Consider the following 21,787-nt stretch of genomic DNA (forward strand, 5'->3'; position numbering starts at 1 on the left):
CGCCGCGCTTTCTTTCCCTCTTTCCAGTCACGGAGTCGCCATGAGCGACGCGCACGTATCGGTGGATGTCGCGCAGCAGGCGCGTTTCCGCTTCGAAGTCAGGTTTGCCGGCACGACGCTGGCGCCGGTGCTCACCGACGAACCGCCGCCGCTCGGCGAAGGATGCGGGCCGAACCCGATCCGGTTGCTGGCCGCGGCTGTTGCGAGCTGTCTGTCGGCGAGCCTGCTGTTCGCATTCGACAAGCAGCACGTCGATCCACAGCCGATTGCCGCGCATATCGACGTCGACATGGTGCAGAACGAAGCAGGGCGGGTGCGCGTGGGGGCGATGGCCGTGCGGCTGTCGATCGGCAAGACGTGGGCCGATCTCGCGGCGGCGACGCGCGTGCTCGACCGGTTCGATGCGTATTGCGTGGTGACCGAGAGCATGCGCGCGGGCATCCCGATTTCGGTCGACGTGTGCGACATGAACGGCGCGACGCTCGAATTCGCGGCGACGGATGCGTAAGCGCGCGTCGGCGCGTCAGGATTCGGTCGCGGCCGCGACTTCGGCTGCTTCGGTGAGCGCGTCGAGAAAACGCGTGCGCCACCAGTGCACGTCGGTCTTGCGCACGATCGCCATCAGCGCCGAGTGACGCTGGCGGCGTTCCTCGAGCGGCATCGTGAGCGCGCGCTGGATCGCCTGCGCGGTGCCTTGCGTGTCGTACGGATTGACGAGCAGCGCCGGCTTCAATTGCTCGGCCGCACCGGCGAAACGCGACAGCACGAGTACGCCCGGATCGGCCGCGTCCTGCGCGGCGAGGAATTCCTTCGCGACGAGGTTCATCCCGTCGCGCAGCGGCGTGACGAGCGCGACGCGGCTCGCGCGATACAGGCCCGGCAGGCGCTTGCGTGCGACGGTGCGGTGAATGTAGCGCATCGGCATCCATTCGAGCTCGCCGTAGTCGCCGTTGATCGCGCCGCACAGGCTGTCCATCTCGCGCCGCAGGTCGTCGTACGCGCCGAGATCCTCGCGGCTCGGTGCAGCGATCTGGATCAGCGTCGCGCGGTCGCGGTTCTCCGGATACTGTTCGAGCAACTGGCGGAACGCATGCACGCGCTGCGGCAACCCTTTCGTGTAATCGAGCCGGTCGACGCCGACGAGCAACTGGCGGCGCGAATATTCGTCGCGCATCCGGTCGAACATGTCGATGCCGTCACGATCGCGCGCGAGCGATTCGAATTCGTCGACGTTGATGCCGATCGGGAATGCACCGGCCGACAGCGTGCGGCCGAACGCGTGCAGCCGGCCATCCTGCAACCGCGCCGCGCCCGCTTCCGCTTCGACGTAATGTTCGAAGTGGAGCAGATCCGATTCGGTCTGGAAGCCGACGAGGTCGTACGCGAACAGCGAACGCATCAGCCATTCGTGTTCCGGGATCGCGGCCATGATCGGCGGCGGCGGCATCGGAATGTGCAGGAAGAAGCCGATCGGATTCGTGCAGCCCATCGCGCGCAGCTCGGCGGCGAGCGGAATCAGCTGGTAATCGTGAACCCAGATGGTGTCGTCGGGCCGCAGCAGCGTGCGCAGCTTGCGCGCGAACAACTGGTTCACACGCCGGTAGCCGTCGGCGAAGCGCCGGTCGAACTGTGCGAGATCGAGCCGGTAGTGAAACACCGGCCACAGCACGTTGTTCGAATAGCCGAGGTAGTACGCGTCGTAATCCTGCGGATCGAGGTCGATCGTCGCGAGCTGGATGCCGCCGACGTTCTGGATCTGCACGTCGTCGCCATGCGTAGGCTGATCGTCGCCGCCGCGTAGCTTGCCGCTCCAGCCGAACCATACGCCGCCGGTTTCCTGCAGGCTGTCCTTCACGGCAACGGCGAGGCCGCCGGCCGCGGCTTTACGGGGGTCTGCGATGCGATTGGATACGACGACGAGTCGGCTCACTAGCTCTCCTGATAATTGTTGGGGAAAGATTCGTGCGGCCGAGGCGCGAGAAGCAGACGCCGCCATCGACGCGCGGGGCGCGATGCGATGGGGCCGCAATGCGAACGGACGGGAGTCAGGGCACGCGATTCGCCGTCCGAACGGGGGGTGCTTTTTTAAGCATACTCGTCATTCGTTCGTTTTAAAAGTCTGTATCGACGAACGTCGCGAGTGCGAATGCAGCGCGATTTCCATGACGCCGGTGTGGCAACGCACGAAATGCGGGCAGGATCGAAACTTGCGCGTCGCTGCGAACGCAGCGTGCGCGACGCAAGGCAGCGTGCGGACGCATGACGTGCGATCGTCCGCGACGACGTGCATGTGCGCACGACGGAATGGGGATCGGCGGCAATGAAAGCCGATGCCGGGCGCGCCGATGCCGATGCGCGATCTACCTGAAAGTGGGCCGCGAACGCGCGACGCGGACCGGCGCTGCGCGTCGTTGTGCGCGCGTGATCCTTCGCGCACCGGATGGCGACGATGCGCTGCCGAACCGCGTCCCGCGCGTGGCCGCGCATCGTGCGGTGCACGTACGCACGATGCAGGCGGATGAGCGGAACAGCGTGCGCATCGTCGTCTCTTTCGCGTTTCGTTACGCGGTGGCCGGTTGCCAGTGCCGCATGTCGGCTCCCTGCGGATGCGTGCCCGACGCCGCCGCGTGTGCCCCGCACGGCATCCGGAACGCGGCGACCGTTTCGGACAGTTCGCGGCCCTGCGCCTCGAGCGACTTCGATGCGGCTGCAGCCTGCTCGACGAGCGCCGCGTTCTGTTGCGTCGTCTCGTCCATCTGCGTGATCGTCAGGTTCACCTGGTCGATGCCGCGGCTCTGTTCGGCCGACGCAGCGGCGATCTCGCCCATGATGTCCGTCACGCGCGCGACGGCCTGCGTGACGTCGGACATCGTCTTGCCGGCTTCACCCGCGAGCGCCGAGCCGTCCTGGATCGTCTGCACCGACACGGAGATCAGCTCCTTGATTTCCTTCGCCGCCGTCGACGAACGCTGCGCGAGACTGCGCACCTCGCTCGCGACGACCGCGAAGCCGCGGCCCTGTTCGCCCGCGCGCGCCGCTTCGACGGCGGCGTTCAGCGCGAGGATGTTGGTCTGGAACGCGATGCCTTCGATGATGCCCGTGATGTCGGCGATCTTCGACGAGCTGAGGCCGATCTCCGTCATCGTATCCACCACGCGGCCGACCACCGAGCTGCCGCGCTGCGCGACGTCCGACGCATTCGCGGCGAGCGTGCTCGCCTGTTGCGCGTTTTCCGCATTCAGCCGCACCGTCGACGTGAACTGCTCCATCGTCGCCGCGGTTTCCTGCAGCGACGCGGCCTGTTCCTCGGTGCGCTGGCTCAGGTCGAGGTTGCCCGACGCGATTTCGCTCACCGCATGCGCGATGCTGTTCGACGAATCGCGCACGCGGCCGACGATGCCGATCAGCCGCTCGTTCATCGTCCGCAGCGCTTCGAGCAGGTCGCGCGTCTCGTCGTTGCCGCTCACCTGGATACGGCTGCCGAGATCGCCGTCCGCCACCGTGCGCGCGACATCCACCGCCGAGCCGATCGGCACCGTGATCTTGCGCGTCAGCCACAGGCCGCCGGCGACCGCGACCGCGACCGCGATCAGGCAGATGCCGGCCAGCAGGTTGCGCTCCATCACGTAGCGGTCCGCGAATTGCTGCGCGATCGCGAGTTCGCGTTCATGCGTATAGGTTGCGTATGCGTCGGTCGCGCGCACCAGCTGCGCGAGCAGCGGGCGGCAATTGTCGTCGATGTCGGCGGTTGCCTCGTCCTTCTTGCCGGCCTGCGCGAGCCCGACGATGCGCAGCGCGACCGGCCCGTAGCTGCCTTCGATCCGCACGATGTCGCCCACCAGTTCGCGTGCGCGATCGGAGGTGTCGGTCGCGTTCGCCATCATGTCCTTGAGCTTCGCGAGATGTTCCTGCACATCCTTGTGCGCCTGGTTCACTTCGGCGAGTTCGACCTCGACGTCGGACGGTTTGGTCACCAGCACGAGGTTGCGCGCGGCGATCGCGCGACGGTCGACTGCGGTGCGGATTTGCGCGGACAGGTTCGCCCGCGCGCTGATGCCGTTCATGTAGCGGGAAAACTCGGCATTCGTATCGGACAGTGCCTTGAGGGCCATGCCCGACACGATCACGACGACCGCGGCGAGCAAGCCGAAGCCGCCAAGGAGTTTTGTTTTGATGCTCATTCTGGCGATTTTCACGTTGTGCCTCTGCGCGAGTGGTTGGCAAATGGAATTTATTGTTCGACCAGATACGGGCTCGTGCCGGCATTAACGGGTATACGGGATATTTCTTTACCCTTCGAAAACCCTGATATTAATTTTTTTAGTGCTGAAACCGTTGCCAGCTGGGCGTTCTTGATCTCGATCAAAAAGCCTTGGGTCGCCCGTAATTAAAGGGTTTATACGTGGAATTTGAAACCGGTTTTATTGGTGAAACAAGAAACGTCTTTTAACCAATAATCGTCTGATGATTTTGTTTCGATTTATGGATGAATAACGGAATTTCGTTTTCGACGAATCCCGGAAGGACGCCGATGCGGGTGCTCGGCGTGCGCCGCTCGATTGGCGCGATGGGAGGATTAACAGAGGCGGGCGCGCCATGTCGGCGCGCCCGACAAGCTCGCGGCGGGCGCCGCGAGCCGTGTGGGGTCAGAACGTGGTGCGCAACCCGGCCATCGCGCTGCGGCCGCCTTGCGGTGCGAAGCCGCGCACGACCGACGTCGAGTAGCGAATTTCCTGGTTCGTCAGGTTGTCGCCGCGCAGGTACGCGAGCCAGTGCGTCGGGCCGACGCGGAACTTGTAGGTCAGCATCACGCCGAGCGACGTGTAGCCGTCCGTCGAGAAGTCGTTGTCGGGCACGCGATGCTGCGACCACGCGTGCGTGACCTGCGCGCGCGCGCCGAACGGGCCGTAACCGTAGTCGGCCGCGAGCGTCGCGCGCAGCGGGGCGATGCGCGGCAGCGGTTGGCCCGTGTCGACGTTGCGCGCATGCGTGTAGTCGGCCGTCAGTTCGAGATCGACCGTATGGCCGCGTCGCGAGAACGCGCGCCATTTGCCGTCCAGCTCGATGCCGTAGAACTCGGCGCGCACGCCGCGATAGATCGCCTCGTTGAGCGAGCCGTCGGTGCCGGGTGCGGCGGGTTCGCCGTCGTCGTTCACGACGCGGCCCGTGTTGTACTCGGTCAGGTAGTTCGAGAAGCGGTTGTAGAACACGCCGACGCTGCCGCGGTTCGGCCCGCTCGCATAGCGCAGCGACAGGTCGGTCGACACGGCTTTTTCCTTCGACGCGTTCGGGTTGCCGATCAGGAACTGGCCGGTCGCATCGTGCGGGCCGTTCGAATACAGCTCGTAGAAGGTCGGCGCGCGTTCGGTGTACGCGACGTTCGCCGCGACCGACCATACCGGCGTCAGCGAGAACAGCGCGCCGGCCGACAGGCTGCCCGCGTTGAAGTCGCGCGGCTGCGCGCCCGCGAATTTCTCGACGCCGGCCGGATCGGGATCGACCTTCACATGCTCGAAGCGGCCGCCGAGGCTCAGCTTCAGCGCCGGGACGACCTGCCATTCCTCGAGGCCGAACAGCGCGACGCTGTTCGTGCGCGTGGACGGCACGAGCATTTCGTCGCCGAGCGCGGAGAACGTGTTCTGGCCGAACTGCACGCCGATCGCGCCTTCGAACGGGCCGATCTTGCGATGCCGCGCCTCGATGCGCGCCTCGTAGCCGCGATTGCGGAAGGTGGTCGCCGTTTCGCCGTTGTCGACTTCCTTGTGACGGTAGTCGGTGTAAGCGAAATCGAATTTCAGCTGCGTGAACGGCCCGCTCAGGTTGCGGATCTCGGACGCGAACGCGAGGCGTTCCTGCCGCATCCGCAGCCGCACGTCGCTTTCGGCGACGGAGCCGTAGTTCGATTCGTAACCGCTGTACGACAGGCCCGCGAACCCGTCGGCCCACGTGTACGACGCGCCGAGCGCGCCGCCATGCACGCGGCCGTCGCTGTTCGGCACGTTGCCTTCCGGCTGCGGCGTGTCGGGGCCGTCGATCGCGCGTTGCGGGCTGCTGCGCGCGTAACCGGGAATCCGCAGCTTGCTCGTTTCGCGGTCGAACGCGTCGACGTGGAACGCGAAGCGGCCATTGCCGCCTTCGACTTGCGCGGCACCGGCGCGCACGGAATTGGCGCCGCCGTAGCGCGCGTCGAGCGCGCCGGTCACGCCCTGGATCGCTTCGCGCGGGATCCGGTTGTCGATCGTGTTGACCACGCCGCCGACCGCGTTGCCGCCGTACAGTAGCGCGGCCGGGCCGCGTACGATTTCGACGCGTTCGATCGACAGCGGATCCTGCGGCACCGCATGGTCGTACGACAGCGACGACGCGTCGTAGGCCGCGACGCCGTTCTGCAGCAGCCGGATCCGGTCGCCGTCCATTCCGCGGATGATCGGGCGGCCGACCATCGGTCCGTAGGTCGTGGTCGACACGCCGGGCAGCCCGTTGAGCGTTTCGCCGAGCGAATCGGCCTGGCGGCGCGTCAGCGCATCGCCGGAAAGCTGCACGGTCGGCGCGATCGGCTCGGTGTCGCCGAGCGGGTTCGCGGTCACGAAGATCGGCGCGAGCGGGGCGGCGGCCGGTGCCGGATTCGACGACGCGGGCGTATCGGTCTGCGCGTGGGCGACGGCGGCGAACAGCATCAGCGAAAGAGACGAGAGCGGGCGAAGCGGTAGACGAGGGAGGTCGCGCATGGTCGGTGAATCGGTTGGAATCGGATCGGATAACGAGCGATACGGGTCACCGCTAGATACGATATATTGTTGCGTCAATGACGCGCAGTGACCCGTTGGAACATGGCTCGGCGAGGCCCGGCCACCCACAGTGGAACAGCGTCGGGCGGACGAGCACCCGAAATGATATGTTATATCATTTCAAATTCCAAGCCGGATGGCAGGTTCCCGTCGGGTTTCTGTCGGATCGGTGAAAAGGGCGGCTGGAGCGGAGGGGCGATGGCGGGAAACGTGGGACGGGGTGCGCCGAGCGCATGAGGCGAGCGGCGATGTCCATGCGCCTGCACGTCGAGAGTGTGATAGATTTCCGGCGCGGCCAATGTGCCGCGAACGTTCTCAGGGCGGGGTGAAATTCCCCACCGGCGGTAATCGCGCGATTGCGCGTAGCCCGCGAGCGCTTGCCGGCACGCATGTGTCCGGCAAGGTCAGCAGACCCGGTTTGATTCCGGGGCCGACGGTTAAAGTCCGGATGAGAGAGAGCGGGGTTCGTTGCGTACGCAAGGTACGCGGCTTGTCCCTGTGCGCCCATTCAACTCACACAGGACCCATCGATGACCCAACTTGCTTCCCCCTCCCAAACTGCCGCGCCGCGTATCGCTTTTGTCCAGTCGTGCTGGCACAAGGAGATCGTCGACCAGTGCCGAAACGCGTTCGTCGACGGGCTCGCCAACGCGAACCTGAGCCAGGCGGATTGCGATTTCTTCGAAGTGGCAGGCGCTTTCGAAATTCCGCTGCATGCCAAATTGCTCGCGAAAACCGGCAAGTACGCGGCCATCGCGTGCGCCGGCCTGGTGGTCGACGGCGGCATCTATCGCCATGACTTCGTCGCGCAAGCGGTGATTTCCGGCCTCATGCAGGTGCAGCTCGAAACCGGCGTGGTGGTGCTGTCGGCGGTGCTGACGCCGCATCATTTCCACGGCGCCGAGCATGTCGCCTACTTCCACGAGCACTTCCTCGTGAAGGGCGCGGAACTCGCGCATGCCTGCGTCGATACGATCGGCAAGGTCGCGGCGCTGAAAGCGGAACCCGTGGTCGCTGCAATTCCGCAGGCTGCCTGACGCGTTGCGGTGTGCGTGCCGCCGCGTTGCTTGCGCGGCGGCACGCATGTCAACTTTCGCGGGGTGTCAGCGAAGGCGGCAACGACACGATGTTGCCGCCTTCGCTCAGCGCTCTGCCGGAAACCGCTCCTGCAACGCGTGCAGCCAGCGCGCGACGACATCGAGTTCGTCGTCGGAAAACCCGTCGCACAGCTTGCCGTTCAGTTCGCGCAGCAGCACGCGCGCTCGCTTGAGCGCCGCATGGCCTTCGTCGGTCAGGTACAGCCGCGTTGCGCGGCCGTCGTCGGAATCGGCATGACGCGTGATGAGGCCGGCTTTCGCCATCCGGTCGGCAAGGCCCGTCATCGCGGACGGCGCGAGCTGTAGCGCGGCGCCGACTTCGCCGATCAGCGCACCATCCTGCTTCGCGAGACAGAACAACGCGCCGGCCTGCGCGGCGCTCGCGCGCGTCTCGGTTTCGGCCTTGCGGTCGATCCAGCGCTGCACGCGCCGCTGGCCGATGTTCAACATGAAAAACAGTCGTCGGTCTTCGCTCAAGCTGGGTTCCCGGCTGCAATGGAAAGGGAGGGACGGCCCGCGGTGCGTGGCGTGTCGAGCGCCTGCGCGAGCCAGTCGGCGACGTCGGGCCACAGCACGGTGCCGGGCCGGCTGCGAAAGAAGCCCATGTGCCCGACCGGGCCGCTGCCCGCCGCGTGCGGATCGATCTGACGGCGTTCGACCTTCGCGCGGGTCAGATAGCTTACCAGCAGGCCGATCGCGGCCGGGTTGGCCCACGGATCGTCGTTGAAACCGAGTGCGAGGATGGGCAACCGTTGCTTCGAGAAACGTTCGGCCGCGCCGAGCGTCGGATCGTCGAAGAAATAGTGCGGCAGCGTCGTCCAGCGGCTCCATTCGCGGAACACGCCGGCCGGCAGATCCTCGCCGAGCCCGAGCCGTTTGCCGGGCACGTAGCCGAGCAGCGCGGACATCAGCGGTCCGAGCACACGCAGGATCAGCCGTACCTTCAGGCGCTCGGCCGCCTGCGCGATCAGCCGCGTGCTGCCCGCATGCGCGGCGACGAGGACGGCGGCGCGCAGATGCGGCGTGCTTGCGGACAGCCCGATCGCATGCCCGCCGACGCTATGGCCGACCGCCAGCAGCGGCAACCCTTCATACGCCTGCCGCGCCCATGCGGTCGCGGCGCCCACGTCGAGCTCCATCCAGTCGCGCATGCGCGACCGCAGCGCGGCCAGGCGCGCGGGCCGCGATGCGCCGATGCCGCGATAGTTGTAGGTCAGCGCCGCGAAGCCGCGTTCGGTCAGGAAGCGTGCGAAGCCCGCATACAGCCGCTCGGGCACGGCCGTCGCCGGATGGATCAGCACCAGCGCGCGCGGCGCGGCGTCCGGCGACCACAGCGTGCCGTGCAGCACGTAGCCGTCGGCGGCCGAAAACTCGATGGGTTGGGCGGTCATGGGCGTCCTCGTTCCGGGTAGTTGTTTCGTATGCGAAATATAGTCCGGGATTTATTTCGCGCACGAAATATCTATCGAGGAATCATTCGAACGACACGTGACGGAGGCCGGTGGCGAGCACGAGGGCGTGGTCGGTTGCTTCATAAAATATTTGCATCTTTCCATAGAAGAATATTGCGTTTGTCTCATGAAGTGGATCGACGTATCTTCATCGGTTGCATCGGTTGCATCGGTTGCATCGGTTGCATCGGTTTCGCCGGCCATCGCGCACGGCGGACAAAGGGCGCCGCCATCGCGCGGCAGCCTGCCAACCTTCCGGGAGATCACGTTGTTGAGCCGAATCGTCACGGCGCTCTTGCTGGCGCTTGCCGCGCAGCCGGGCATTGCCAAGGACACCGTCACGCTGCGCGTCGGTGAACAGAACTACTTCAACATCCAGGCCTCGATGGAGGCGTCCGGCGTGTTGAAGGACCTGCCGTACACGATCGAGTGGAAGCATTTCCAGGCCGCCGCACCCGTCGCCGAAAGCCTGAACGGCAACGCAATCGACATCGGCTTCCTCGGCGATTCCGCGCTGCTGACGCTGGCCGCGCGCGGCGCGCCGGTCAAGGTCGTCGCGGTATCGCGGCAAAGCCTCGACGGCGTCGCGATCCTCGTGCCGAAGCATTCGCCGGTGCGTACCGTGGCCGATCTGCAGGGCAAGACCATCGCGGTCTGGCGCGGCGCATGGAGCCAGCAGCTCGTGCTGCGCGCGCTCGAACACGCGGGCCTGCGCGCCGATTCGGTGAAGTTCGCGTACCTGATGCCGATCGATGCGACCAACGCGCTCGCGAACGGCTCGGTCGACGCCGTGTCGCTGTGGGAGCCGTTCGTCAGCACGCTCGCCTTGCGGCAAGGCGCGCGGCCCGTGACGACCGCGCAGGGGCTGATGCCGGCGCTGAGCTTCGTCGCCGCGAACGAGCAGGCGGCGTCGGGCAAGCGCGCCGAGATCACCGATTTCCTGCGGCGCGTGGTGGCCGCGCGCCAGTGGGTCGACAGCCATCCGCGCGAGTACGCGGACCTGTGGGCGAAGCGCGCGAAGCTTGAACCCGACGTTGCGTACCGCTGGCTCAACAACGCGAAGCAGCGCGTGGGCCCGGTCGACGAAACGGCCGCGAAGGACGCGCAGAACACGGCCGACTTCCTGCACAAGGCCGGTGTGATTCCGGCTGCGTACGACACGTCGAAGCTGCTCGACCGCTCGTATGCGGGGGCGTTCGCGGCGCCTGCGCAGAAGACGGCCGCCGCGCAATGAGCGTGCGGCCATTGCCGCGATTCCCCATCGAACGCTAAGAGGACATCCCGACATGCCAGTCGACATCATCGGCATGATCACCGCGACACCCGGCGCGGAGGTCGACGTACCGGGCGGCGCGGCCGTCCAGCCCGACTACGTGCGCCGTTTCGCGCAGGCGCACGAGGCAGCGGGCTTCGACCAGATCCTGGTCGGCCATTTCAGCAACGCGGCGGACGGCTTCATCGTCGCGTCGTTCGCAGCGGCGGCGACCGAGCGTATCCGCATCCTGCTCGCGCACCGGCCGGGCGTGATCGTGCCGTCGGCCGCCGCGCGGCAGATCGCGACGCTCGACGTGTTCAGCGGCGGCCGGCTCGCGCTGAACGTCGTATCGGGCGGCGACGATACGGACCTGCAGCGCGACGGCGATTTCGTGCCGCACGATGCGCGCTACCGCCGCACCGGCGAATACCTCGACGTGCTGAAGCGGATCTGGCAGGCCGATGCACCGGTCGATCACGACGGCGCGTTCTACCGGCTGCGCGGCGCGTCGCCGCTCGTGAAGGGCGCGCAGCGGCCGCATGTGCCGATCTATTTCGGCGGATCGTCGCCGGCTGCGCTGACGGTCGCGGGTGAGCATGCGGACGTCTACATGACGTGGGGCGAGCCGCTCGACGCGGTGCGCGAGCAGATCGCGCGCGTGCGGGCCGCCGCCGCGCCGTTCGGGCGTGCGCCACGCATCAGCGTGTCGTTCCGGCCGATCGTTGCCGATACCGAGGCCGCCGTATGGGAGAAGGCCGAGGCGATCCGCGAGCGCGTGCGCGCGGCGCGGCTCGCGCATGGCCTGCCGATCGCAGGCCATGCGCCGCAGAATGCGGGTTCGCAGCGGTTGATGGCGGCCGCCGCACAGGGCGACGTGCTCGACGAGCGGTTGTGGATGGGCGTCGCGAACCTGACCGGCGCGCGCTGGAATTCGACCGCGCTGGTCGGCACGCCGGAACAGGTTGCGCGGGCGTTGGGCGCGTACTACCGGCTCGGCGTATCGACGTTCCTGATTCGCGGGTTCGATCCGCTCGCGGATGCGCTGGCCTACGGGCGCGACCTGATTCCGGCGATACACGCGCAGATTGCGGAACTCGACCGGTATCGGGCGGCGGTGCCGGCGTAAATCGACAAGCTGTCGATTGAATCGCCCCGGCATGTCCATCGCGGCATGCGGGGGCGATTGCCTTCATGCTTCAGAACGACGGCAACCCCGGCGGATTGGTTTCCGCACGCGCGATGGCCTCGCTCTGCAAGCCCCAGCGTGCGAGCGCCTGCCCGTAGCGGCCGCTGCCGATCAGCGCATTCGTCGCGAGCGTCAGCGCCGGTGCGAGCCCGCTGCCGCGGCGCGTCGCGATCGCGACGTCGGCATTGGCGGGCCAGCCCGCATTGACGACGCCGACGCGGCGGATCTTGCCGCTGCGCGCGGCCTCGTACGCGAGCGACGCGTTCGGGTTCAGCTCCGCATCGGCGCGGCCCGACATCAGCGCGACACGTGCCGTGGCATCGTCGTCGAAATAGAGCAGTTCGGCCGGCTTCAGCCCCTGCGCGACGTTGCGCTTGCTCCATTCGAGCAGGATGCGCTCCTGGCTCGTGCCGGCGCCGGTGATGATCCGCAGGCCCGCGACGTCCTTCGGCCCGGCGATCTTCTCAATCGGGCTGCCGGTGCGCACATAGAAGCCGTGCAACCCGAGCCGGTAGGTCGTGAAGTCGTATTTCTCCTTGCGCTTCTCGGTCACGCCGACGTTCGAGATCACCGCGTCGTACTTGCCGGACGCCAGCCCCAGCGGCCAGTCGGCCCATGCGATCGGTACCAGCACGAGCGTGCGTCCGAGTGCGTCAGCGACGAGCTGCGCATAGTCGGGATCGGCGCCGACCACGGTACGCGCGTCGGTCGCGTAGGTCGATACGGGCGGCGCATGCGGTGAAATCGCAACCGTGAACGCGCCGTCGCGCACCCAGTGGTAGCCGCTTGCCGCATGAATTGCCGCGTCGTCGCGCCCGGCACGCAGGCGGCCGGCCTGGCGCGGGTCGAGATCGGCCGTTGCGGCAGCGGCGTGCGCGGCTTGCCACGGCAGGACGGCTGCCGCAGCCAGCGCGGCGGTGATGAACTGGCGCCGGTCGGTCATCGCGCGGGCCCTCGCAGGTTGGTGGCGATGCGCATCACAGCACCCGCGACAGGAACGCGCGCGTGCGCGGATGCGACGGCGCGTCGAGCACGACGGCCGGCGGCCCGGCCTCGACGATGCGACCGCGCTCCATGAACAGTACGGTGTCCGCGACTTCGCGGGCGAAGCCGATCTCGTGCGTGACGATCACGAGCGTCGTGCCCGAGCGCGCGAGTTCCTTGATCACGTCGAGCACTTCGTTGACGAGTTCGGGATCGAGCGCGGAAGTCGGTTCGTCGAACAGCAGCACCTTCGGACGCAACGCGAGCGCCCGCGCGATCGCGACGCGCTGCTGCTGACCGCCGGACAACTGGCGCGGGTACGCATCGGCTTTATCCGCGAGGCCGACACGCGCGAGCAGCGTGCGCGCCGTGCGTTCGGCTGCGTCGCGCGTCGCGCCGCCGACGGCGACCGGTGCTTCGATCAGGTTTTCGAGCACCGTCAGGTGCGGGAACAGGTTGAAGTTCTGGAACACCATGCCGACGGCCGTGCGCCGCTTCAGCACGTCACGCTCCTTCAGCTCGTAGAGCACGTCGCCGTCGCGGCGATAGCCGAGCAGTTCGCCGTCGATGTCGATGAAGCCGTCGTCGACGCGTTCGAGATGGTTGATCGTGCGCAGCAGCGTCGACTTGCCGGAGCCCGACGGCCCGACGATCACGGTCACGCTGCCGCGCGGCGCGACGAACGAGACGTTGTCGAGCACGCGCTGCATGCCGAACTGCTTCGACACGCCGTGCACGGCCACTTCGCCGCCGGTGCGCGACGCGGCGGTAGCGGCGCCGGCACCTGCATACGCATCATCGCTTTCGGCCGGTGCGATCGATGCGGCGCGGCGCGGGATGACACGCTGCCACAGCACGCCGATACGCGCGAGCGCGAACGTGAGCACCGACGGCGGCGGATTGCGCAACGCACCGCGCGCATAGTGCCGCTCGACCTGCACCTGGATCGCCGACAGCACGGTCAGGATGATCAGGTACCAGACGGTCGCGACCATCAGCAGCGGAATCACTTCGAGGTTGCGCCGGTAGATCACCTGGACCGTGTAGAACAGCTCCGGCATCGCGAGCACGTACACCATCGACGTGCCTTTCGCGAGCATGATCAGGTCGTTGAACGCAGTTGGCAGGATCGCGCGCATCGCCTGCGGCAGCACGATTCGCGTGGTCTGGCGGCCGCGCGGGAGCCCGAGCGCGGCCGCCGCTTCGAGCTGGCCCTGGTCGACCGCGAGAATGCCGCCGCGGATCACTTCGGCGGAAAACGCCGCATGGTGCAGCGTGAGGCCGAGCACGGCCGCGAGGAACGGGCTGATCAGGTCGGTCGTCGGCGTCTCGAACCACACGATGCCGGTGAACGGTACGCCGAGCCGCACATGCTCGTACAGGTAGCCGAGGTTGTTCAGGATCAGCAGCAGCACGATCAGCGGTATCGAGCGGAACAGCCACACGAAGGTCCATGCGCTTGCGGACAGCAGCCGCGAACGCGACAGCCGGGCCAGCGCGACGAACGCGCCGAGCACGAGGCCGAATACCGCGCCGAGCAGCGTCAGCACCAGCGTGCGCGCGAGCCCCGACAGCACCGGAGGCGACAGGAACCATTCGGCGAACACCGGCCAGCCCCATTGCGGGTTGCCGAGGATCGAATGCAGCGTGATCGCGATCAGCACGAGCGCGAGCACGGTGCCGGCCGTGCGCGACCGGTGGCGTGCGGGCACGATCCGGAAACGCGTGCCGGCGTCGCGCGCGACGGGGGAAGAGAGCGGCGGCAGCGCGCCGCCGAGATGGGTCGTGTCGCTCATGTTTTCTGGAATTCCTCGAATCTGTCGGGCAGGCGCGCCGCGCAGGGGCGGCGCGGTGGCGTCACGCGTGTGCTTCGGCCGCCGTTTCGTGCGCGGCGCCGGGCGTCGCGTGGCGGCTCGCCTTGCGCGGCAGGCCGAGGTGGTCGCGCAGCGTCGAGCCGGGCAGGTCGCGGCTGTAGCGACCGCGCGCCTCGAGCGCCGGAATCACGAGTTCGACGAAATCGTCGACGCCTTGCGCCTGCACCGGAAAACCGAGGATGAAGCCGTCGCCGGCGCCCGCGTCGTGCCAGCGGATCAGTTCGTCGGCGACGTGCTCGGCCGTGCCGATGAAGTTCGGGCGCGGCGTGGCGACCGCGAGTGCCGTCTCGCGCAGCGACAGGCCTTTCTGCTTCGCGTCGGCCTTGATCCGGTCGGTGGTCGAGCGGAAGCTGTTGCGGCCGAGCTCGCCGAGTTCCGGGAACGGCGCGTCGAGCGCGTACTGCGTGAAGTCGTGGTGGTCGAAATAGCGGCCGAGGTACGCGAGCGCCTCGTCGATCGTCAGCAGGTCGCGGATCGCCTGGTACTTGTCTTCCGCTTCGGCGGCCGTGCGGCCGACGATCGGCCCGACACCGGGGAAGATCTTCACGTCGTCGGCCTGGCGGCCGTGTTCGATCGCACTCTGCTTCACGCGCCGCGTGAATGCGGCCGTTTCCTCGAGCGACGGCGAATGCGTGAACACGGCGTCCGCGTATTTGCCTGCGAGGCCGATCCCGGTGTCGGACGAACCGGCCTGGAAAATCACCGGCTGCCCCTGCGGCGAGCGCTGGATGTTCAGCGGGCCCGCGACCTGGAAGAAGCGGCCGTGGTGATCGAGCGTGTGGAGCTTGTCGCGATCGAAGAAGCGGCCGGTTGCGCGGTCGCGCACGAAAGCGTCGTCGTCCCAGCTGTCCCACAGGCCCTGCACGACGTCGAGGTACTCGTCGGCGATCTCGTAGCGCAGTTCGTGATCCGGGTGCGCCTTGCCGAAATTCTTCGCGGTGCCTTCGAGCGGCGTCGTCACGACGTTCCAGCCCGCGCGGCCGCCGCTGATCGCGTCGAGCGACGCGAGCTGGCGCGCGACCGTGAACGGCTCGCTGTACGACGTCGAGATCGTGCCCGCGAGCCCGATCTTCTTCGTCGCGACCGCCAGCGCCGACAGGACGGTCAGCGGCTCGAAGCGGTTCAGGAAGTGCGGGATCGACTTCTCGTTGATGTAGAGGCCGTCCGCGACGAACGCGAACGCGATGCCGGCCGCTTCCGCCTTGCGCGCGACGCCGATCGCGAAATCGAGGTTGATGCTCGCGTCCGGCGGGTTGCTCGGATGCCGCCATGCATTCATGTGGCTGCCTGCGCCTTGCAGCATCAGGCCGAAGGGGATCGATCGTCGGGTCGTCATGGGAGCGTCACGCGTTCTGGTCAGGGGAGAAGGAGCGGTCGGCCGCGAGGGCCGCCTGCAATGGCGTGGCCGACAGCGCGCCGCCGAGCCATTCGGCCGATGCCAGCCGCGCCGCGTAGTCGGTCACCGGGGAATCGATCACGAACGCGTCGACGTCGAGCCGCCGGCTCAGCGTGTCGAGCGCGCGGTGGATGCGCTCGGGCGTATCGGCCAGGACCGTCGGGCGCAACTCGTCGATCCGGTAGTCGGACGCGCCGCTTTGCCGTGCGAACTCGGCGGCCGCCTGCGCGCTGGCGAGGTTGAAGCTCTGGCCGCCCGCGAACTGCAGCTTGAAGATCTTCAGCGGCCCGATCAGTTGTTCGGCGGCGTCGCGTGTCGGCGCGGCGACCGCGTACAGTGCGACGAGCGGTTTCGTGCCGCCTGCGCTTCGATACGCATCGAGCGAGCGTTCGAGATTCGCGTCGTCGCCGTTGAAATGCCCCGCGTAGCAGAAGCGCCAGCCGTTGCGTGCGGCGAGCGCACCGCTGTCCGGCGAGCCGCCGAGCAGGATGCGTTCGGGCAGTTGCGGCGGCACCGGCATCGCGACCGCGCCGGCGAGCGGATGATCTTCCTCGACGCCCCAGCCGAGAAACGCGTCGAGCTCGGCGAGCTGGCCCGCGAAGTCGGGCTTGCGCGCCTTGTCGTGGAACCACTGCAGCGCGCGCGTGGTCAGCGGCAACCCGCCGGGCGCCTTGCCGATGCCGAGATCGACCCGGCCCGGCGCGAGCGCGGCCAGCAGCTTGAACGTCTCGGCGACCTTGAACGGGCTGTAGTGCTGCAGCATCACGCCGCCCGAGCCGACACGGATGCGCGACGTATGCGCGAGCAGGTGCGCGACGACGACTTCGGGCGCCGAGCTGGCGAAGCCCGGCGTGCCGTGATGCTCGGCGACCCAGAAGCGTTCGTAGCCGAGCCGTTCGGCACGCTGCGCGAGCGTCGTGGTGAAGCGCAGCGCGTCGGCGGCGGTCGCGCCGTCGGCGATCGGACTCTTGTCCAGCAGCGAAAGCGAATAAGACATGATGGGCGGCGTTCCTGCGTAAGCGTGGATGGACGGTGGGCGGGCGCGGCGTTCAGCTCTTCGGCAGCCCCGGCGGATTCGTGCGCGACTGGTCGATCGCCTCGGACGCGAGATTCCAGCGGTCGAGCACCTGCTGGTAGCGGCCGGTCTTGATCAGCCCGTTCAGCGCGACGGTCAGCGGATCGGCCAGGCCACTGCCGCGGCGCGTCGCGATCGCGATGTCGGCCGTGCGCGGCCAGCCGCCGCTGATCGCGCCGACGAGCCGCGTCTTGCCTTGCTGCGCGCTCTGGTACGCGAGCACCGAGTTCACGCTGAACACCGCGTCGGCGCGACCCGACTGCACGGCGACGATGCGCATCGCCTGATCGTCGTAGTACTGGATCTGCACGGGTTTCAGCCCGTGCGCGACGTTCTCGCGATCCCAGGCGAGCAGGATCTTTTCCTGATTGGTGCCGGCGTCGGTCACGATGCGCAGCCCCGCGACGTCCTTCGGCTCGCGGATCGCCTGGATCTTGCTGTCGTTGCGCACGTAGAAGCCGACCTGGTCCTTGCGGTAGGTCGAGAAATCGAGCTTTTGCTTGCGTTCCTCGGTGACGGTGACGTTCGAGATCACCGCGTCGACTTTCCCCGATTCGAGCGCGAGCGGCCAGTCGGCCCAGGCGAGCGCGACGATCTTCAGCTTGCGGCCGAGGCTGTCGGATACGAGCTGGCCGATGTCGGCGTCGAAGCCGATTACCGTGCGTGCGTCGGTCGCATACGAGCTGATCGGCGGCAGGCTCGGCGCGATGCCGATCGTCAGCGTGCCGGGTTCGGCGAACTTGAACGATGCGGGCACCGCGCGTTCGACCGCTGCGTCAGCCGTGCCGCGCGGACGGCCGCGCTGTTCGGGGCTCAGGTCGAACGTCGCAGCGGTGGCCGCGGCTGCGAATGCGGTCAGGCCGATCAGCGTGGCGGCCAGCGTGCGCGCGGCACGGGAAGAAAGCGATACGGCTCGTTGCATGAAAACGTCCTGTCGTGGAAAGCGGAGGGTGCGAGGTGAAATGCGGGGCGTTGCGCCGTCAGCGCGGCAGCGCCGGTTCCGGCACCGGTGCCCACAGGTCGGCGAGCGTCGACGTGCGTGACGGATCGACGAGATCCTTGCCGAACCGCAGGTGGAAATACGCTTCGGGGTCGATCGACGAATCGAACAGCCGCGTATAGCCGGTGCGGTCGTAGAGCGCCCACGCTTCGGGCTGGCGAAAGCCGGTGGTCAGGTAGAGGCGGCGGTAGCCCTGCTGCGCGGCGCGCAGTTCGAGCGCCGCGACGATGAGCCGTGCGAGGCCCTGGCGACGCAGGTCGCCGTGTGTCCAGATGCGCTTGAGCTCGGCGGTCTGTGCGTCGTAGCGCTTGAACGCGCCGCCGCCGACCGTTTCGCCGTCGCGCAGCAGCAGCACGAACGCGCCTTCGGGCGGTGCGAACAGTTCGGCCGGATAGCGCGCGAGTTCGTCGCGGGCGGACGCGCGGCTGTCGGGGCGGTACGCGTCGTAACGGGTCGAATACTCGTCGATCAGCGCGTCGATCAGCGGCTGCGCGCGGACGTCGAGCGGCGTCGTATCGATGATGCGGTCGTTCGTGGCCATGGGCATCGCGAAGGGCGCACGATGCGGACGTTCCTGGCGGGGTGCGGGCACGCGGCCCGTCCGGTCTGTTCCGCTATCGCGACATTGTTGTCGTGATGGCGGCGGCCGCTGCGCATCCTGCGATGCGGTTGGCGGGCCGCCGCCGTTTTGAACACGTTAGCGGCGCGGCCGGCAAAGGCGAACGAAGCAATTTCGATAAGGATTTCGCGGGAAGCGTCAGAAGGCTTGCAGGGGGCGCGGGGTAGGGCGAGGAGAACGGGGCGGTGGGGAGCAGCGCCCGTTCGGCGTGCGGGCGACGCATATGAACGCCGCGGATCGGCAGGGTGTTGTTGTTTCGATGGTCCGCCGGCCATGCCGATTCGAGACTGTCTCTTCAGGGGCGCGAGCGCCCGGCCGCGACCCGCCGCCTCGGTGGCGGCGGTCCTGATCGAATTGTCGCGCCGGCGCGAAGCCCCGCCGTCGCGGGGCGATGATCCTCGACGACGACGGCGATCAGGCTGCTGCCGCCTGATGAACCGATTCGTGCCGGTCGCCACCCAGGATCTCGACAAGATCGGTCAGCATCCGCCCCAATTCACCCGTCATCAGCGTGACATCCGAGTCGAAGCGTTCATCGTCATTCTGCGCGGTGGGATCCGTCGCTTCCTTGATGACGTCGAGCGGCGTGACACGCTTGATTGTCAGCGACGGTGTCAGCACGAACGAGATTCGGTCGTCCCAGGTCATCGCGAGGCGCATGCACTGTTTGCCGGTTTCGATGTGCCGGCGCATGTCGTTCGCTTCCAGCGCGTGGCCGACGTATCGCACCGTGGCGCCGCCTTCGCCGCTCGAGCGCAACTCGGCATCCTGGTCCACGGTGAATCCGCCCGGCGCCTCGCCGGACAGCAGCCAATCCGTCATCGCGGCGACCGGCGAACGCGCCACATGAACGCCGGCGAGCGGCAACTGATCGATCGATTTGACGAGCAGGCTGCGAACGTCGTCGGCCAGCGCCTGTGACGCCGCATCGATGACGAGCCAGCCGTTCACCGTATCGATCCACACGCGGGTATCGCGGCGAATGCTGAACGCGCGCGGCAGCAGTTCGTCGACAACCTGCTCCTTGAGTTCGCGCAGCTGTTTTCGGCCTACCTTGAAGCCCTGCTGCTCCTCGATTTCAACCGCACGTGCTTTGGTCACCTGATTGACGACCGACGCCGGGAGCAGCTTCTTTTCGGCACGAAACACCAGCAGCATCTGCCGGTTGATCGAATACACGAGCGCGCCGTCGTCGCGCGGCGACGCCCATCCGGCGCTCTGCATGTCGACGCTGTTGCCGGGCTGGAACGCGTGAGGCGCCAGCCACTTTTCCATCTGGTCGGGGGTAACGGCCCAAGGTGCCGGAAGACGATGAAGCTGAAGATTCTTGAACCACATAGGAGGGCAGGCAAAGCGCACCATTCTATATGACGTTGACGTTCCCGGCCGGCAGCGGAAGCGCGCGTTCGTGCGGCAGCCCGGCAAGTCTGCGGTAAAGTTCCCGGCAGACGCGAGTCGGCTTGCGCGAATCCGCTCCCAATTGCAACGGATGCGTGTTCAGCGTCGCATCGCGCTGTCACGTGCAACCGGTTTTCATCCCGGAAATGTTGTGCCGACGGAGCTTGCTCCGCCCGGAGCGGAGTCGATGGGCTGACCGCAGGCGTTTTCGAACGTCCGGTTTCTGGCCCTCGATCCAGCGCATGCAAGCGGCGGCGACGGGGCGGCATGCGGCATCAGGGCAGTGTCGGGTTGTAATCGGCGAGAAAGAGACAATCGACGGTCGCATCGCGATTGATGGCAATGGAAACCATTCCAACCAAGGAAAAAAACAATGATGACTTCCGGCGACGGCCTGACCAGTCCAGCGCGGCTCCTGCGACTCGCCTCATGGGTGATTGCGATCGTCTTCGCTGTCTTTCTGAACATGCTCGGCAGTCTCGTGATCCGCGACATGGCGTTCGCCCCGAGCGGGGGCTCGCCCGTCATCGAGCAATTCGCCGATGCGCCGGCAAAAGCGCGGCTGGACGCGGCGCGGCGCCAACTGCAGGCGCAGCACGACGCGCTTGCCGAGAAGGTCGACACCATGGAAGTCGCGCGCGGCCGCGCCGCGAAGGAGTACGCGGCCGAGAAGGAAAGTTTCCGCAACTGGCTGGCAACCCGCTCGGTGACGGGAGACAGTGCGCGGGACCCGGACATTCTGGCGAGAACGCACAAGCTGGATACGCTCCAGGCCGTGGTGGTCAGCTGGCAGCGTCAGATCGATGCGATCGGCGACCAGCAACGGGCACTGACGTCGCAGCAGACTCAAGTAGACACGCAAATCGCCGAAGCGGACGCGGCGGCCGAACGGCGCCTCGACGCGGCAACACGGCATTACGAGATGCAGGTGTTCGGACTGCGGCTTGCGCTGACGTTACCGATACTGCTGGTTGCGATCTGGCTGTTCATACGCTACCGCAAGATGCGCTACTGGCCTTTCGTGTATGGCTTTGGCCTGTTTGCACTGAGCGCGTTTTTCATCGAACTGGTCCCGTACCTGCCGAATTTCGGCGGCTATGTCCGGGTCCTGGTCGGCATTGCGCTCACGGTATTCGCCGGCCTTTACATGATGAAGGCATTTCAGCGCTATGCCGAACGCAAACGGCTCGAATTGCAGCAGGATCGGGGAGAGCGTGCGCGCACGATCGGATACGAAAAAGCCGTGCGGTCACTCGAAAAAAAGCGCTGCCCGTCATGCGACAAACAATGGAATCTCGGCGGCGACGACTCCACGTTCTGCGTCCATTGCGGATTGAGGCTTTTCAATGTATGCGAATGCGGTGGCCGGAATTTCTTCTTCTTCCCGCATTGCCATCAATGCGGTGCTGCGCAGGGAAACGAGTTGCCCGTGTCGTCCGACTGACGGTCAGCGTGTTTGCAATACGGGCTGGCGCCGGCGCACGACGGTTGCGAAGCGTTGTCGATAGCGTTCGCGGGGCGGGTTGTGCCGGCCGCGAATGGCCGCAGCGGGCACCGACCGGGTTCGGCCCGTTGTTGGCGATGACGCGCGACCGCGACCGCGGCCGCGGCCGACCCGTAGGCGATGAGGCGGGGCCATTCCTGAAACCTCGTCGCGCAAACAC

Annotated in this window: 17 protein-coding genes and 1 riboswitch; of the genes, 5 read left to right on the forward strand and 12 right to left on the reverse strand. The window is 67.0% G+C overall.

What is annotated here, in order from left to right; all coding sequences use genetic code 11:
- Positions 1–40 precede the first annotated feature (40 nt).
- Positions 41–508, forward strand: a complete 468-nt coding sequence (locus tag ACWMMN_RS23870) for an OsmC family protein (protein WP_059240497.1) — start codon at positions 41–43, stop codon at positions 506–508.
- Positions 509–523: 15 nt separating this feature from the next.
- Here the strand turns inward: ACWMMN_RS23870 and otsA are convergent, their stop codons facing one another.
- The 3 genes from otsA to ACWMMN_RS23885 form a co-directional block, all read right to left on the reverse strand.
- Positions 524–1,930 carry an alpha,alpha-trehalose-phosphate synthase (UDP-forming) gene (gene otsA, locus ACWMMN_RS23875; RefSeq protein ID WP_059240498.1) on the reverse strand — a complete coding sequence of 469 codons (1,407 nt, stop codon included), beginning with the start codon at positions 1,928–1,930 and terminating at the stop codon, positions 524–526.
- A gap of 631 nt (positions 1,931–2,561) precedes the next feature.
- The gene (locus ACWMMN_RS23880; protein WP_486424041.1) at positions 2,562–4,181 is read right to left on the reverse strand and encodes a methyl-accepting chemotaxis protein; all 1,620 of its coding nucleotides are present in this window, start codon (positions 4,179–4,181) and stop codon (positions 2,562–2,564) included.
- Between the two features lie 465 nt (positions 4,182–4,646).
- The gene (locus ACWMMN_RS23885; protein WP_486424042.1) at positions 4,647–6,728 is read right to left on the reverse strand and encodes a TonB-dependent receptor; all 2,082 of its coding nucleotides are present in this window, start codon (positions 6,726–6,728) and stop codon (positions 4,647–4,649) included.
- A 367-nt stretch (positions 6,729–7,095) separates the two neighbouring features.
- Positions 7,096–7,252: riboswitch (FMN riboswitch) on the forward strand.
- A 66-nt stretch (positions 7,253–7,318) separates the two neighbouring features.
- Between ACWMMN_RS23885 and ACWMMN_RS23890 the strand changes: the two genes are divergently transcribed.
- Entirely contained in the window at positions 7,319–7,825 is a 507-nt protein-coding gene (locus tag ACWMMN_RS23890; protein ID WP_174992128.1) for a 6,7-dimethyl-8-ribityllumazine synthase, read from the forward strand.
- A 105-nt stretch (positions 7,826–7,930) separates the two neighbouring features.
- Here ACWMMN_RS23890 and ACWMMN_RS23895 read toward each other — a convergent pair whose 3' ends face one another.
- Both ACWMMN_RS23895 and ACWMMN_RS23900 read right to left on the reverse strand, forming a co-directional pair.
- On the reverse strand, positions 7,931–8,362 hold the full coding sequence (locus ACWMMN_RS23895) for a MarR family winged helix-turn-helix transcriptional regulator (protein WP_059240503.1): 432 nt from the start codon (positions 8,360–8,362) through the stop codon (positions 7,931–7,933).
- Entirely contained in the window at positions 8,359–9,276 is a 918-nt protein-coding gene (locus ACWMMN_RS23900; RefSeq protein ID WP_174992129.1) for an alpha/beta hydrolase family protein, read from the reverse strand. The genes ACWMMN_RS23895 and ACWMMN_RS23900 overlap by 4 nt, the downstream gene beginning before the upstream one ends.
- A gap of 328 nt (positions 9,277–9,604) precedes the next feature.
- On the opposite strand from ACWMMN_RS23900, the gene ACWMMN_RS23905 reads away from it, so the two are divergent.
- Entirely contained in the window at positions 9,605–10,570 is a 966-nt protein-coding gene (locus ACWMMN_RS23905) for an ABC transporter substrate-binding protein (RefSeq protein ID WP_486424043.1), read from the forward strand.
- A gap of 52 nt (positions 10,571–10,622) precedes the next feature.
- Positions 10,623–11,717: an LLM class flavin-dependent oxidoreductase gene (locus tag ACWMMN_RS23910; protein ID WP_486424044.1), complete on the forward strand. Its 1,095-nt coding sequence runs from the start codon at positions 10,623–10,625 to the stop codon at positions 11,715–11,717.
- 70 nt (positions 11,718–11,787) lie between these two features.
- Here ACWMMN_RS23910 and ACWMMN_RS23915 read toward each other — a convergent pair whose 3' ends face one another.
- The 7 genes from ACWMMN_RS23915 to ACWMMN_RS23945 all read right to left on the reverse strand — a co-directional run bounded on the left by ACWMMN_RS23915 (position 11,788) and on the right by ACWMMN_RS23945 (position 20,063).
- Positions 11,788–12,720, reverse strand: a complete 933-nt coding sequence (locus ACWMMN_RS23915) for an ABC transporter substrate-binding protein (RefSeq protein ID WP_486424045.1) — start codon at positions 12,718–12,720, stop codon at positions 11,788–11,790.
- Positions 12,721–12,754: 34 nt separating this feature from the next.
- Positions 12,755–14,557 carry an amino acid ABC transporter permease/ATP-binding protein gene (locus tag ACWMMN_RS23920; protein ID WP_342704897.1) on the reverse strand — a complete coding sequence of 601 codons (1,803 nt, stop codon included), beginning with the start codon at positions 14,555–14,557 and terminating at the stop codon, positions 12,755–12,757.
- A gap of 61 nt (positions 14,558–14,618) precedes the next feature.
- A complete protein-coding gene (locus tag ACWMMN_RS23925; protein WP_059240507.1) occupies positions 14,619–15,971 on the reverse strand; it encodes an LLM class flavin-dependent oxidoreductase in 1,353 nt (450 codons plus the stop codon).
- Positions 15,972–15,978: 7 nt separating this feature from the next.
- Positions 15,979–17,028: an LLM class flavin-dependent oxidoreductase gene (locus ACWMMN_RS23930; RefSeq protein WP_340624925.1), complete on the reverse strand. Its 1,050-nt coding sequence runs from the start codon at positions 17,026–17,028 to the stop codon at positions 15,979–15,981.
- Positions 17,029–17,080: 52 nt separating this feature from the next.
- Entirely contained in the window at positions 17,081–18,028 is a 948-nt protein-coding gene (locus ACWMMN_RS23935; protein WP_256086353.1) for an ABC transporter substrate-binding protein, read from the reverse strand.
- Between the two features lie 58 nt (positions 18,029–18,086).
- A complete protein-coding gene (locus tag ACWMMN_RS23940) occupies positions 18,087–18,647 on the reverse strand; it encodes a GNAT family N-acetyltransferase (protein ID WP_256086354.1) in 561 nt (186 codons plus the stop codon).
- 492 nt (positions 18,648–19,139) lie between these two features.
- Entirely contained in the window at positions 19,140–20,063 is a 924-nt protein-coding gene (locus ACWMMN_RS23945; RefSeq protein WP_059240511.1) for a recombination-associated protein RdgC, read from the reverse strand.
- 436 nt (positions 20,064–20,499) lie between these two features.
- Here ACWMMN_RS23945 and ACWMMN_RS23950 point away from each other — a divergent pair, with 436 nt between their 5' ends.
- The gene (locus ACWMMN_RS23950) at positions 20,500–21,567 is read left to right on the forward strand and encodes a hypothetical protein (protein ID WP_486424094.1); all 1,068 of its coding nucleotides are present in this window, start codon (positions 20,500–20,502) and stop codon (positions 21,565–21,567) included.
- The last annotated feature ends 220 nt before the right edge of the window (positions 21,568–21,787 follow it).

This window comes from Burkholderia cepacia complex sp. TUM26381 (assembly GCF_057439935.1).

Coding starts and splice junctions, on each gene's coding strand:
- ACWMMN_RS23890 (WP_174992128.1), top strand. CDS start 7,319: ATGACCCAACTTGCTTCCCCCTCCCAAACTGCCGCGCCGCGTATCGCT.
- ACWMMN_RS23870 (WP_059240497.1), top strand. CDS start 41: ATGAGCGACGCGCACGTATCGGTGGATGTCGCGCAGCAGGCGCGTTTC.
- ACWMMN_RS23910 (WP_486424044.1), top strand. CDS start 10,623: ATGCCAGTCGACATCATCGGCATGATCACCGCGACACCCGGCGCGGAG.
- ACWMMN_RS23900 (WP_174992129.1), bottom strand. CDS start 9,276: ATGACCGCCCAACCCATCGAGTTTTCGGCCGCCGACGGCTACGTGCTG.
- ACWMMN_RS23915 (WP_486424045.1), bottom strand. CDS start 12,720: ATGACCGACCGGCGCCAGTTCATCACCGCCGCGCTGGCTGCGGCAGCC.
- ACWMMN_RS23930 (WP_340624925.1), bottom strand. CDS start 17,028: ATGTCTTATTCGCTTTCGCTGCTGGACAAGAGTCCGATCGCCGACGGC.
- ACWMMN_RS23880 (WP_486424041.1), bottom strand. CDS start 4,181: ATGAGCATCAAAACAAAACTCCTTGGCGGCTTCGGCTTGCTCGCCGCG.
- ACWMMN_RS23940 (WP_256086354.1), bottom strand. CDS start 18,647: ATGGCCACGAACGACCGCATCATCGATACGACGCCGCTCGACGTCCGC.
- ACWMMN_RS23945 (WP_059240511.1), bottom strand. CDS start 20,063: ATGTGGTTCAAGAATCTTCAGCTTCATCGTCTTCCGGCACCTTGGGCC.
- ACWMMN_RS23920 (WP_342704897.1), bottom strand. CDS start 14,557: ATGAGCGACACGACCCATCTCGGCGGCGCGCTGCCGCCGCTCTCTTCC.
- ACWMMN_RS23935 (WP_256086353.1), bottom strand. CDS start 18,028: ATGCAACGAGCCGTATCGCTTTCTTCCCGTGCCGCGCGCACGCTGGCC.
- ACWMMN_RS23885 (WP_486424042.1), bottom strand. CDS start 6,728: ATGCGCGACCTCCCTCGTCTACCGCTTCGCCCGCTCTCGTCTCTTTCG.
- ACWMMN_RS23950 (WP_486424094.1), top strand. CDS start 20,500: ATGACTTCCGGCGACGGCCTGACCAGTCCAGCGCGGCTCCTGCGACTC.
- ACWMMN_RS23925 (WP_059240507.1), bottom strand. CDS start 15,971: ATGACGACCCGACGATCGATCCCCTTCGGCCTGATGCTGCAAGGCGCA.